The organism is uncultured Clostridium sp. (assembly GCF_963527835.1).
In the GTDB taxonomy this organism is placed as follows: Bacteria; Bacillota; Clostridia; order Clostridiales; family Clostridiaceae; genus Clostridium.
This window is the reverse complement of record NZ_CAURTC010000064.1, coordinates 1-12,993: the sequence shown is the minus strand read 5'-3', so window position 1 is coordinate 12,993 and position 12,993 is coordinate 1. Positions and strand designations below refer to the sequence as shown.

Here is a 12,993-nt window from a genome sequence, read left to right as displayed (position 1 = left end):
CGGTGGTGTGAGAGGACGCTAAATAAAATAATTATTTAGCTCCTACTCGATTATTCTTTGGAAAATTATAAAAATAGAAAAATCTTATAATTAGTTCAAAGTAGTCTTTATAATTTTTTATTTATTTTAGGAGGGACAGTAGGAATGGCTAAGAGAGAAAATTTTAAGAGTAGGACTGGTTTTATACTTTCATGTATAGGAGCAGCAGTAGGACTAGGAAACATATGGATGTTTCCATATCGATTAGGTCAAAATGGAGGAGCAGCTTTTTTAATTCCATACTTTATTTTTGTATTGTTATTAGGTTCAACAGGATTAATAACAGAGTTTGCCTTTGGAAGAAAATTTAAAGGTGGTTCAGCAGCAGGAATTATAACAACATTTGCTGAAAAAAATAAAAAAGGTGGAAAGATAGTAGCATTAATACCTGTAATAGGATTAGCAGGAGTATTTATGTTTTACAACATAGTTGTAGGATGGATAATGAAATATTTTTCAATGAGTATTACAGGAGAATTGTTTTCAGTAGATGTTCATAATTTTTTTGAAGGATTTTCAGGAACAAGTCAAACTATAGTTTGGAATTTTATAGCTATAGCATTAACATTAGCTATAGTTTATGTAGGAGTAACAAAGGGTATAGAAAAAATAAATACAATAATTATGCCAGCGTTGTTTGTAATATTTATTTTACTTGCAATTAGATCACTTACACTTCCAGGAGCAATGGAAGGTGTTAAATACTTATTAAATCCTAAGTGGGAATTTTTACTTAAACCTAATACTTGGATAATGGCTTTAGGACAAGCTTTCTTTACAGTATCATTAAATGGTTGTGGAATGGTCGTATATGGTAGTTACATGAAAGATGATTTTGATATACCAAAGTCTGCTTTAAGTACAGCAATACTAGATACAATAGCAGCATTACTTGCTTCATTTGTTATAATGCCATCTGTATTTGCATTTAATTTAGATCCAATGGCAGGACCACCACTATTATTTATAACAATGCCAACAATATTTAAGGCTATGCCTGGTGGAAGAATAATAGCTATAGTATTTTTCTTAAGTTTATTATTTGCAGCTATATCATCATCTATTAATATGCTAGAGGGTCCAGTTGAAGCATTGATTTCACAAACAAAGCTTAATAGAAAAAAAGCATCTATTACAATAGCAGTAATAACATTTATATTATCAATACCTTTAAATTTAAGTATGGCTAGATTTGATAACTTCACTAATTTTATTACCATAATAGTATCACCACTAGCAGCACTTATAGTATTTTTAGTATTTTACTACTTAGGAGATTCTAAAAAAGCACTTATAGAAGTAAATAAAGGTGCTAGCAGAGAATTAGGAATGAATTTTATATACCTTGCTAAATATGTTTTTGTGATTATAACTATAGTAGTTATAGTACTTGGAGTTATATATGGTGGTATTGGTTAAATAAAAAATAATAAATAAAATTATATGAAAAAGCACTACCATTTTTAATTGAATGGAGTGCTTTTTTCGTTTGTTTTAAAGCATAATCACTTTTTCACTACTTTTTCACTACTTTTTTTAGTATAAGAATAGAATAAGTTATGGTAATAAAGACGCCTATAAAGGAAAGTATTGTTATTAGCCTTGATGACCAAGAAATTAGAAAGATAGCTACTTTTTATTTATTTTATTAAGTAAAGCTACTTAGTTTATTTCACCAACACATCTATCAATACGTACTACTAAATTATATAATTAAAAACACAAATGAAGTGACATAACGTTCCAAGCATTATAAAGACATGAAATATCTCATGAGATCCAAAGATACCTATCTTTATTTTATCTTTCTTTAAAGCGTATATTACGCCACCTATTGTATACATTAATCCACCTAAAACAAGCAAGCTTACACCTATTGGTGAAAGTGCTATTGATAATGGGTAAATTGCAAAAATAGCAAACCAACCAATAGCAATATATATGACACTGCTTAACCATTTAGGACATGTAACCCAACAAATTTTAAATATTATCCCAACTAAAGCAGATGCAGCAACAGCTATGAAAAGTTTATTGCCAATAGAATTTTGTAATGCAATTAAACAAAATGGTGCATAAGATCCTGCTATAAGTACAAAAATCATAGAGTGATCTACTTTTTTTAGATGTTTAATTATTTTTGAATCTGCAATAACAGAGTGATAAGTTGCCGAAGCACTATATAATAAAATCATACTAATTCCAAAAACGATAATAGACACATATTCTATCAAAGATCCTTGTGACATATTTACTTTAATTATCATTAAAACTAACCCTACTAGTGATAAGACAGCTCCTATAAGATGTGTTAATCCATTAACTGGTTCTCTTAAATATTTATCCATAAATACCTCCATATACTCAATATGTAGTTTTTAAGACTACTTGTTATTATATTAAAATTATCTTATATAGTTATATAAAAGTCAAAGCCTATAAAAACCTATTTTAAGCTTATTTAATCATATTTTTAGCTATTTTCTTGAATTTTATAAGTAATACTATTAAAATTAAATATGGACAATATATCAAGTAGTTTTAAAAACTAGATTAGGAAGTGAAATAATGACAAATGATATAGAAAATATAATAGAAAACTTAAACTTAGATAAAAAAATAAATTTAGAGGATATACCTGAATTAGATTTATATATGGATCAAGTTATTCAACTTTTTGAAAATACATTATCAGTTCTTAAAAGAAAAGAAGAAGATAAGGTGTTAACTAAGACTATGATTAATAATTATGCTAAAGCGAAATTATTAATGAGTATAAAGAATAAAAAATATTCAAAAGAGCATTTAATATTAATGAGTTTAATATACGATTTAAAGGGAGCATTATCAATAAATGATATAAAACTTACTTTAGATAATATAGTTGGAAAATATGAAAATAATGAAGAATATGATTTAAGATCTCTTTATAAAACATATTTAAATATGAACTCTCAAGATGTTAATGAATTTAAGGAATATATGAATGACAAAGAAGAGAATGTAAAAAATCTTTTAAGTGAAAATAATATAAATGGTGATTTTGAAGAAAAATTTTTACTTGTGGGATCAATGATATCTATGAGTAATATGTATAGAAGAATGGGAGAAGCTTTAATTGATGAGTACTTTATGGGAGATGAAAAATAAATGAAGAATCTTAATGATTTGCGTAAAGAATTAATGAATATAGATGGAAAAGGATATAAATCATATAAGCAACTTGAAGGATGCTATGAATTTAATAGTTATACATTATCAATAGATCATGTTCAAGGAGATCCATTTGCATCACCATCTAGGGTAAGAATAATAATGGATAAGAAAGTTTCAAATATTCCAGAAGAATTATTAAACGATACTTATAAAAAGATAGCTGTTAAAGATTATTTAACTAGAAAATTCTATAAAAATATATATTCATATAGCAGTAAAGTTTTTGGATCAGGAAAAAGTGGATTAATTTCTATAAGCGAATGTACACAAGAAATTTTAGATAGAACTTCTATTGTAATAAGTGATAAAAAAATAGAAGCTAGAATAGAAGTTGGATTTCCAGCAAGGGGTAGAAGTGTTCTTGCTAAGGAATTAGAAAAGATTTTATTTGATTTTTTACCTAAAATAGTAGAATCATCATTGATCTATAAAAATATAGATAGAAATAAACTTATAAAACAAGTGAGATTAGTTGAAGATCAAGAATTTATAAGACATGAATTAAAAAATAATGATTTAATAGCATTTATTTCAAATGGATCTATATTACCTAGAGAATCTGGAGTATCAACAAAACCGTTGAAAGATGGAATACCATTTAAATCTCCTAAAAATTTAGAAGTCAAATTTAATTTACCTAATAAGGGTGAAATTATAGGAATGGGTATTAAAAGAGGCATAACTATTATAGTTGGTGGAGGTTATCACGGAAAGTCCACATTACTAAATGCATTGGAACTTGGAGTTTATAATCATATTGAAGGTGATGGAAGAGAATTTGTAATAACAGACGATACTGCTTTAAAAGTTAGGGCAGAAGATGGAAGGGTAATAAATAAAGATGATATATCATTATTTATAAATAATTTACCTAATAAAAAAGACACAACTAAATTTTATAGTGAAAATGCAAGTGGAAGTACATCTCAAGCAGCTAATATAATAGAAGGAATAGAGAGTGGAACAAGTGTATTTTTAATAGATGAAGATACATCAGCTACTAATTTTATGATTCGAGATGATGTAATGCAGATGCTAGTTTCTAAAGATAAAGAACCTATAACACCTTTTATTGAAGTTGCTAGGGATTTATATAATCAAAATGGAATATCAACAATTATTGTAGTGGGAAGTAGTGGAGATTATTTTGATATAGCTGATACTGTGATACAAATGGATTGCTACAATATAAAAGATGTAACCAAGGAAGCTAAAGGGCTAAGTAAAGGAAAAATACTTTCTAAAATCAAGGAGAGAAATCTTGATATAAATATAAATTTAAATAGAGTTATAAAAAAGGGTAGCATTGAAAAAAGTTATAAAGGCGTAAAAATAAAAACTCTAGGTGCAGATGGATTAGCTATTAATAAAGAAAATATAGATTTAAGAGCAGTTGAACAAATTGTTGATAGCGAACAAATCAACACTATTGGAGAAATAATGAAATGGGCAGAAGGCAATATTATAGATGGAAAGAAAACACTAATAGAAGTAACAGATGAAATAATAAACTATATAGAAAAGAACGGAATTATATCAATTAGCAATATAAAAGGTGGGAATGGCAGATTATCAATGCCAAGAAGACAAGAAATAATAGCCACATTTAATAGATTTCGTAGTTTAAAAATATAAAAAGGGGAGTTGATATTGTAGTGTCCAGTGAGCTTTATACTACAATATCAACTCACTTTTAAAATAGTAAGTTTGCTATTAATACTATTATAGGCAATGTTAAAACAGTTCTTTCTAGGAATATTATAACTAATTCTTTAAATGAAACTGGTATTTTTGAGCCTAAAAGTAATCCACCTACTTCTGACATATATATTAATTGTGTTACTGATGTACACGCTATTATAAATCTAGTCATTTCACTTTCAATACTTGCAGCTAATACAGATGGTATGAACATATCTGCGAAACCAACAACTAATGTTTTAGAAGCTGCAACAGCTTCAGGAACTTGTAATAACTTTAGCAATGGTATAAAAGGTAATCCAAGCATTGAAAAGATACTAGTGTATTCAGCAATTATAAGGGCAATTCCACCCATAGACATAACTACTGGTAATACTCCTATCCACATATCTACTACATTCTTTAGACCATCTTCAACAAATGAGCGAAAGCTAAAATTATCTTCAGCTTTATCAATAGCATTTTTTAATCCCCATGTAAACGGAGTATATCCGTTAGGAATAAGGTCTACATTTTTTTCTAATTCTCTACCATCAATATATGTATCAGGCTTTTTAGATAATGGTCTTATTCTTGGAAGTACAATAGCTGCAACTATACCTGCGAAAGTAACTGTCAAGTAAAAAGGAACAAACATATGTGAAAGTCCAACTTGAGTTATAACCATTAAACTAAATGTTATAGAAACAGCTGAAAACGAAGTTCCTATAACAGAAGCTTCTTTTTGGGTATAAAATCCGTCTTCATATTGCTTACTAGTTAATAATATTCCGATAGTTCCATCCCCAAGCCAAGACGTAATACAATCTATTGAAGAACGACCAGGGAGTTTAAATAAAGGTCTCATAACTTTAGTAAATAACGCTCCTACAAATTCTAATAAGCCATGGTTAAGTAATAATGGCAAAAATAAACCAGCAAATAAGAATACTGCAGTTAATAGTGGAAGAAGGCTAAATAAAATCATTCCACCAGTACTATCAGACCATATAAATTCAGGTCCTACTTTAAAATAAGTCATTATAACTAAAATCATTCCTATTATTCTAGCACTTAGCCAAGAATAACTAATGTTAAATAATGAATTTAAAACTTTATTTTCAGTTTTAAAAATTTTTATTAATATACTCCCAATAGCAGAAATTGATATTAATATAAGAGCGATAAGTGGTAAAACACTTTCTAATGTGTTTACAACTAAATTTGATAAGAATGCTATTGGAATTGTGAATTGTCCGTTTATCATTATTGGAGTCATAAATAATAAAATTCCTATAAGTGATGGAATTATAAACTTCAATAATGAGGAAATATTTAAATTTATATTTACTTGTGTATTTTTATTCATTTTTATCCCCTTTTTTTTATAAATATACAATATTTATTATTTTAATATAGAAAAAGCAAAAAAGATAGTACTAATTCAAAATAAAAGTTTAATTTTTATTTTAAAATATTATATTTTATACATAATAATTTTAACTAAAGGCATGTAAAAATTTGCAGTTTAATACATATGATTACATATAATATATAAAAGAATTTAATTATTTATATTTTCTTTAGGCAGGATTAAATATCTAAGGAGGAAATTTATATGTACAAAAGAATTAAGAAAAAATTCAAGAATTTCTCTATAAGAAAAAAAGTACGAACAAGTTTTTCTATAATATTAGTATTTACCTTAATTTTTATGATTATGTCATTAATGAGTCTACAATTTGTATCTAATAAAATTACTAAGCTATATAATGAGCCATTTAAGGCTGTTGAAATAACTTGGAACATGAAAACTGATTTTTTAAAGATGCAAAGAGATATGTATCAAGCTCTAATTGAACAAAAAGAAGATAAAATAAAAACTAATATTTCTAGTGTGAATGATCAAGTAAAATCATTAGAAGGAGATATAGTTAATATTAGGAAAATATATACAGATGAAGATAATTTAATTGATAAATTTGAAAATAATATGGAGAAAGTACAAGATGAGAGGGAAGAAATATATTCATTACTTTTAGATAATAAGGATTTAGAAGCTTATGAACTAATTACTGGAAAATATGATGATGGAATACAAAACGCCAGAGAAAATTTAATAGAGATTGGAGAGACTACTAATAATAATGCTTTAACATTTGTACAAGAAGCTGAAAAAATCAAAAACTTAATATTTATATTAGCAGTTATAATACTAATGTTAATGATAAGCTCAATTATAATAATAAGCAGAGTAATTCAATCTAGCTTACTTGAGGGAATTAATCATGTGAAAAAAGTATCCCAAGATTTATCAGAAGGAAATCTAAGTATAGATAATAGCTATGTATCTGATGATGAAATGGGAGAAATGAGTAGGGATTTAAATGAAACTATAAAAAACTTAAGTGGTTATGTAAATGATATATCAAGAGTTATAGAAAATATAGCACATGAAAATTTAAATGTAGAAACTTTAATAGAATACAAAGGCAATTTTATGCCTATAAAAGTTTCTTTAGATAATATTATAGATTCATTTAATAGTATATTTAAAAATATACATGAAGCAGCTGATTTAGTAGCAAGTAGTTCAGAAGAAATAGCTTCAACTACTCAAAGTTTGTCTGATGGTGCAGTAGAGCAAGCAAATTCAGTAGAAGATTTATTTTCTAAATTTAATGAAGTTTTAATTAAGATAAATAAAAATACTGATAGCACTAAAAAAGCTGATGAAGTTTTTGAAAAGACTAAAACAATGGTCTTAGATGGAAATAAAAAAATGGAAGAGCTTATGGAATCCATGAACAAAGTAACTGAATTGTCAAATGAAATTGAGATAATAACTAATACAATAGAAGGAATTGCATCTCAAACAAATTTGTTAGCATTAAATGCTGCTATAGAAGCAGCTAGGGCTGGAGACGCTGGAAAAGGATTTGCAGTAGTTGCAGAAGAAGTAAAGTTATTAGCAGAACAATCATCAAAAGAAGTTAAGCATACAAATCAAATAATACAAAATTCTATGAAGTTTGTAAAAAATAGCAATGTATTAGCTAATGAAACTTTAGATGCTTTAGAAGATATAGTAAAGAATGTAGATAATACAGCTGAGTTAGTAAAACAAATAGCAAATTCTTCACAGTATCAATCTGAAGCTTTAGGAGATATGTCAGTTAAAGTAGATAAAATATCTGAAGTTATTCAAATGAATTCAGCAACAGCAGAGGAGACCGCAGCTGCAACACAAGAACTAGCATCACAAGCAGAACTTTTAGAACAAGAAATATCAAAATTTAGATTAAAAGATTAGGTTTATATTTTGGCAGAGTATTGATATATGCATAAGCAAAGTGGACTGAGTAATTGAACTGTACCTATTGCATATATTAATAAATATTTTTAAAAAACTAAAACTTGTAATGTAAATTAGAACTCAGAAGGAGTTATGTAAGCTATATCTTAATAAAAATTAAGGTATAGCTTTTTTTAGTTACCTTGATAAGAGAAATAAGGTATAGTAATATAAATATCATAAGAATTTAACTTTAAGGAGAGAAAAAAATATGGGCTTTCGTAAAAATTTAATTAATGCAAATAGAATAGTTGTAAAGGTAGGAACTTCAACATTAACCTATGATAATGGTAATATCAATTTAAGAAGAATTGAAAAATTAACTAGAGTTTTATCTGATATTGTTAACTCAGGAAAAGAGATTGTTTTAGTAACATCAGGCGCTATAGGTGTTGGTGTAAGCAAATTAAAGTTAAAAGAAAAGCCCGAAAGCATAAGAGAAAAACAAGCAGTTGCGTCAGTAGGACAATGTGAACTTATGCATATATATAGTAAATTCTTCGGTGAATATAGCCATGTTGTTGGTCAAGTTTTACTTACAAGAGATGTAGTAGAAGATGATCATATTAGAGAAAATGTATGTAATACATTTGAAACATTAATGGAAAATAAAATAATTCCAATAGTTAATGAAAATGATACAGTTTCAATAGATGAGATAGAAAATATCGTTAAATTTGGGGACAATGATAATTTATCAGCTATAGTTTCAACTTTAGTAAAGGCTGATTTATTAATAATATTATCTGATATAGATGGATTTTATGATTCTGATCCAAGAAGCAATAAGAACGCAAAATTATTAAAAATTGTAGAAGAAATAACACCAGAATTAGAAAGCTGTGCTGGAGGAGCTGGTTCAAATTTAGGAACTGGTGGAATGGTAACAAAACTTACAGCAGCTAAAACAGCAGTATCTTCAGGTGTAGATATGATCTTAGCCAATGGAAGTGATCCAAGCACTATATTAAATGTTTTAGATGGTGAAGATATGGGAACATTATTTGTAGGTAAAAAATAATTGGGGGTATAAAAAATGAAAGAACTCATTTTAAAAGGTGAAAGAGCAAAAGAAGCATCATATGTTCTTATGAATGCTACAACAACTGAAAAAAATAATGCTTTAATAAAAATGGGACAAAAATTACTAGAGCATAAGGAATATATTCTTGCTGAAAATAAGAAAGACTTAGAGAATGCTATGCTAAAAGGGACATCAAAGGCTATGCTTGATAGGCTTTCTTTAGATGAAAAAAGACTTGAAGATATGGCAGATGGATTAAATCAATTAGTTAATCTTAATGATCCAATAGGTGAAGTTATTTCTATGTGGAAGAGACCAAATGGTCTTCAAATTGGTAAGCAAAGAGTTCCAATGGGGGTTATTGGAATAATATATGAAGCTAGACCTAATGTTACTTGTGATGCAGCAGGATTATGTTTAAAAGCAGGAAATGCAGTAATATTAAGAGGTGGAAGTGAAGCAATAAATTCTAATAAAGCAATAGTTAAGGCACTTTGTGAAGGTATAAAAGAATCAGGACTTCCAGAATATTCACTTCAATTAATAGAAAATACAAGTAGAGAAATTGCAAATGAAATGATGAGATTAAATGAATATATAGATGTTCTTATTCCTAGAGGTGGAGCAGGTCTTATTCAAGCTGTTGTTAAAAATGCAACTGTTCCTGTTATAGAAACTGGTGTAGGAAACTGTCATGTTTATGTTGATGAAGAAGCTGATTTTAAAATGGCAGAAGACATAATAATAAACGCAAAAACAAGTAGACCTGCTGTTTGTAATGCGGAAGAAAAGCTATTAGTTAATGAAAAAATTGCAGAGGAATTTTTACCTAAGATTATTTCAGCATTAAGAGCAAAAAATGTTGAAGTAAGAGGTGATAGTGGTGTAATGAAAATAGACAATGATGTAAAAGAAGCCACAGATGAAGACTGGAGCAAGGAATATCTTGATTTCATAATTGGTATTAAAATTGTAAATAATATAGATGAAGCTATTAAACATATAAACAAGTATGGATCAGGACATTCAGAAGCTATTATAACTAATAATTATCAAAGTTCACAAAAATTCTTGCAAAGAGTTGATGCAGCGGCAGTTTATGTTAATGCTTCAACAAGATTTACAGATGGATGCGAATTTGGATTTGGTGCAGAAATCGGAATAAGCACTCAAAAACTTCATGCAAGAGGTCCAATGGGATTAAATGAACTTACAACAACAAAATACATCATTTACGGAAATGGTCAAGTAAGGTAGTATTGTGTATTTTAAGAAAGTATTAATATTATAGTATAAAGCTCACTGGACTGAGGAATTTACTTTAAGAATACTAAAAACAAAGATCAGTCCAATTAATGCATGCTCCCAATGAAATATTGTACTGTGTGAAAGTTCGTGTTTCCAAATGTAAAATTTGGACACTTACTTTTGACAAGCAATTAATTAAACAAATCTTTGTTAAGTATTCTAAAAAGCAAATTTCAATGCCAGTTCGCCATTATACTATAATATTAATTGCTTAAAATACAGATTTGAACCTAATCAATCATGTTGATCTTATGCTTTTAGGTATAAAATTGACATGATTATGTTTTATTATATGGATATATTTAGTAAAAATTAAGAATTTAATCAGAGATTTTTTTGATTATTTTATTTATAATTTAGGATAAGGAGAATTTTATGGATTGGAAGATTAAAAAATTTAATGAACTTACTTTAGACGAATTATATGAAATATGTAAGGCTAGATATGAAGTATTTGGCTGTGAGCAAAGGATTTATCAAGAAAATGATTTTGATGATATAGACAAAAAAGTTTATCATTTATTTTTAAAGGATTCTGATAAAATAGCTGCTTATGCAAGACTTATTCCAAGTGGAATTACATATAATCAATCTTCAATAGGTAGAGTTCTTGTGCTAAAAGAATATAGAAGAAAAGGCATAGCTTTTGAACTTATGAAAAAAGGCGTAGATTTTCTTAAAAATAAACTTAATGAAGAGGAAATTGTTGTATCATCTCAATTATATGTAAAAGAACTTTATGAAAGTGTTGGTTTTAAAGTTATTTCAGATGTATATGATGAAGTTGATATTCCTCATATTAAAATGAAAATGTAAAATATTTAATACGTTTTATAATATTTTAGGCTATGTTTTAATAAAAATTTGATATTTACAAGTAAATTTATATTAAGTGGATTCATTTGAATTATATTTATTTAGTATTTATCACTATATATTAAAATATGGTCTGATTTTTTATTCTTTAGAATTTATAAAAATCTTAAATTTGTGGATAATTTCTAGAATACTGTATTTTAAAGGGGTGATGAGTATCTCTAAAGAATAAAAAATAATCATATGCCGCACCATTATTCCTGCACTGCGTTTGGAAAGGGTGCATGGCTAAAAAAATCGCCTAGGCGATTTTGTTCTATAAATTAAAACATCAAGGGGGACATATGGGGAGTAAATTACACAAAAATGCTATTAAATCTTGGATTATTTCTAGAGCAATTGGAACAGTATTATTTCTAATAATTTCATTAACTGTATTTTATATTATGAAGTTTAAATTTGAGATCCAATGGGTAGTAAAGAATGCTAAATACATTTTATTTGGAATAGAAATAATAGGCTTATTATGTATCATAGATGTTATTATAAACCCAATAATAGAATATAAAACATGGGTATATGAACTTACTAGCGATAAGATAGACTTTACTAAAGGAATTTTAACTAAAAAAAGAACTATTGTACCAATAATAAAAATAGAACACATAAAAATTAATAGAGGACCTATAAATTCAAAATTAGGACTTGCTAATATCGAAATATTTACAGCTGGAGGTTCACATGAAATTCCTAATATAGAAGTTAAAGTTGCAGAGGAGATAGGTGAATATTTAAATAATAAAATAAAAGAAAAGGTTGAAGAATTTAATGAGAAAAACAGAAGTTTATAGAGGGCATTGGAGCAATATAATAAAAAATATAGTTTCTAATATATATTTGATATTTATAGTTCTATTTGCATTAATAAAAATAAAAGAAGACTTTAATTTTATTGTTTGGACATCAATTATAGGACTTTTTATTGTGCTGTATTCGATATTACTATGGAAAAGTAGATTTTTTTACATTGAAGATAATATGTTTATTTATGTAAAAGGAATTATAGAAAAAACAAAAGAACAAATTCCGCTTAAACAAATAACTACAGTTGATTTAAAGACAAGCCTATTAGATAGAGTTCTTGGATCTGTGACGTTAAAATTAAATAGTGGCAATGCAACTTTAAATGAAGCAGAATTTGAGATGGTTGTAAAAAAGGAATATGCTTTAATAATAAAAAAAGCTGTATCAGGACAAGATGATGATATTGAAGAAGTCACTGATAGAATTAATGAACTACAAGTAGATGTTAAAGGTATAATAATTTATGCATTAACAAAAAATAAATTTGGATGGATTATAGCTTTATTTGTTATAGGCAATAAATTCAGTAGAATGTTTAAGGATACTGTTGTTAATAATGTTGAAACTTACTTTTGGTCATTAAAGGATTATATATTATATAGCAGTACTTTTAATTTAATATTAAAAGTATTATTTATATTGTGTGCCCAGCATGGGCACGTACTAATCGGTGAAAGTCCGTAATGGGGGC

Annotated in this window: 11 protein-coding genes; 9 read left to right on the top strand and 2 right to left on the bottom strand. The window is 27.2% G+C overall.

The annotated features are described in order from the left end of the window. The first annotated feature begins 144 nt into the window (after positions 1–144). Entirely contained in the window at positions 145–1,458 is a 1,314-nt protein-coding gene (locus tag RYM86_RS17950; RefSeq protein ID WP_315082194.1) for a sodium-dependent transporter, read from the top strand. A gap of 281 nt (positions 1,459–1,739) precedes the next feature. Here the strand turns inward: RYM86_RS17950 and RYM86_RS17945 are convergent, their stop codons facing one another. Next, positions 1,740–2,387, bottom strand: a complete 648-nt coding sequence (locus RYM86_RS17945) for a hemolysin III family protein (RefSeq protein ID WP_315082193.1) — start codon at positions 2,385–2,387, stop codon at positions 1,740–1,742. Positions 2,388–2,607: 220 nt separating this feature from the next. Between RYM86_RS17945 and RYM86_RS17940 the strand changes: the two genes are divergently transcribed. Together RYM86_RS17940 and RYM86_RS17935 are read left to right on the top strand one after the other, a co-directional pair. Next, on the top strand, positions 2,608–3,189 hold the full coding sequence (locus RYM86_RS17940; RefSeq protein WP_315082192.1) for a DUF1836 domain-containing protein: 582 nt from the start codon (positions 2,608–2,610) through the stop codon (positions 3,187–3,189). Next, the gene (locus tag RYM86_RS17935; RefSeq protein WP_315082191.1) at positions 3,190–4,890 is read left to right on the top strand and encodes an ABC-ATPase domain-containing protein; all 1,701 of its coding nucleotides are present in this window, start codon (positions 3,190–3,192) and stop codon (positions 4,888–4,890) included. 58 nt (positions 4,891–4,948) lie between these two features. On the opposite strand, the gene RYM86_RS17930 is transcribed toward RYM86_RS17935, so the two are convergent. After that, positions 4,949–6,304 (bottom strand): YjiH family protein, encoded by a 1,356-nt coding sequence (locus tag RYM86_RS17930; RefSeq protein ID WP_315082189.1) that lies wholly within the window; start codon positions 6,302–6,304, stop codon positions 4,949–4,951. Between the two features lie 249 nt (positions 6,305–6,553). Between RYM86_RS17930 and RYM86_RS17925 the strand changes: the two genes are divergently transcribed. The 6 genes from RYM86_RS17925 to RYM86_RS17900 all read left to right on the top strand — a co-directional run bounded on the left by RYM86_RS17925 (position 6,554) and on the right by RYM86_RS17900 (position 12,986). Further along, the gene (locus RYM86_RS17925) at positions 6,554–8,248 is read left to right on the top strand and encodes a methyl-accepting chemotaxis protein (RefSeq protein WP_315082187.1); all 1,695 of its coding nucleotides are present in this window, start codon (positions 6,554–6,556) and stop codon (positions 8,246–8,248) included. A 253-nt stretch (positions 8,249–8,501) separates the two neighbouring features. Continuing rightward, positions 8,502–9,311 (top strand): glutamate 5-kinase, encoded by an 810-nt coding sequence (proB, locus tag RYM86_RS17920; RefSeq protein ID WP_315082186.1) that lies wholly within the window; start codon positions 8,502–8,504, stop codon positions 9,309–9,311. A 15-nt stretch (positions 9,312–9,326) separates the two neighbouring features. Further along, positions 9,327–10,571 carry a glutamate-5-semialdehyde dehydrogenase gene (locus tag RYM86_RS17915; protein WP_315082185.1) on the top strand — a complete coding sequence of 415 codons (1,245 nt, stop codon included), beginning with the start codon at positions 9,327–9,329 and terminating at the stop codon, positions 10,569–10,571. A gap of 426 nt (positions 10,572–10,997) precedes the next feature. Continuing rightward, positions 10,998–11,438: a GNAT family N-acetyltransferase gene (locus tag RYM86_RS17910; RefSeq protein WP_315082183.1), complete on the top strand. Its 441-nt coding sequence runs from the start codon at positions 10,998–11,000 to the stop codon at positions 11,436–11,438. A gap of 344 nt (positions 11,439–11,782) precedes the next feature. Continuing rightward, complete coding sequence (locus RYM86_RS17905) at positions 11,783–12,289, top strand: PH domain-containing protein (protein ID WP_315082182.1); 507 nt, start codon at positions 11,783–11,785, stop codon at positions 12,287–12,289. Beyond that, the gene (locus RYM86_RS17900) at positions 12,267–12,986 is read left to right on the top strand and encodes a PH domain-containing protein (protein ID WP_315082180.1); all 720 of its coding nucleotides are present in this window, start codon (positions 12,267–12,269) and stop codon (positions 12,984–12,986) included. The genes RYM86_RS17905 and RYM86_RS17900 overlap by 23 nt, the downstream gene beginning before the upstream one ends. The last annotated feature ends 7 nt before the right edge of the window (positions 12,987–12,993 follow it).

Excerpts from the sequence above, each read along its gene's own strand:
- proB (WP_315082186.1), top strand. The coding sequence starts at position 8,502 with ATGGGCTTTCGTAAAAATTTAATTAATGCAAATAGAATAGTTGTAAAG.
- RYM86_RS17915 (WP_315082185.1), top strand. The coding sequence starts at position 9,327 with ATGAAAGAACTCATTTTAAAAGGTGAAAGAGCAAAAGAAGCATCATAT.
- RYM86_RS17930 (WP_315082189.1), bottom strand. The coding sequence starts at position 6,304 with ATGAATAAAAATACACAAGTAAATATAAATTTAAATATTTCCTCATTA.
- RYM86_RS17925 (WP_315082187.1), top strand. The coding sequence starts at position 6,554 with ATGTACAAAAGAATTAAGAAAAAATTCAAGAATTTCTCTATAAGAAAA.
- RYM86_RS17910 (WP_315082183.1), top strand. The coding sequence starts at position 10,998 with ATGGATTGGAAGATTAAAAAATTTAATGAACTTACTTTAGACGAATTA.
- RYM86_RS17950 (WP_315082194.1), top strand. The coding sequence starts at position 145 with ATGGCTAAGAGAGAAAATTTTAAGAGTAGGACTGGTTTTATACTTTCA.
- RYM86_RS17935 (WP_315082191.1), top strand. The coding sequence starts at position 3,190 with ATGAAGAATCTTAATGATTTGCGTAAAGAATTAATGAATATAGATGGA.
- RYM86_RS17905 (WP_315082182.1), top strand. The coding sequence starts at position 11,783 with ATGGGGAGTAAATTACACAAAAATGCTATTAAATCTTGGATTATTTCT.
- RYM86_RS17900 (WP_315082180.1), top strand. The coding sequence starts at position 12,267 with ATGAGAAAAACAGAAGTTTATAGAGGGCATTGGAGCAATATAATAAAA.
- RYM86_RS17940 (WP_315082192.1), top strand. The coding sequence starts at position 2,608 with ATGACAAATGATATAGAAAATATAATAGAAAACTTAAACTTAGATAAA.
- RYM86_RS17945 (WP_315082193.1), bottom strand. The coding sequence starts at position 2,387 with ATGGATAAATATTTAAGAGAACCAGTTAATGGATTAACACATCTTATA.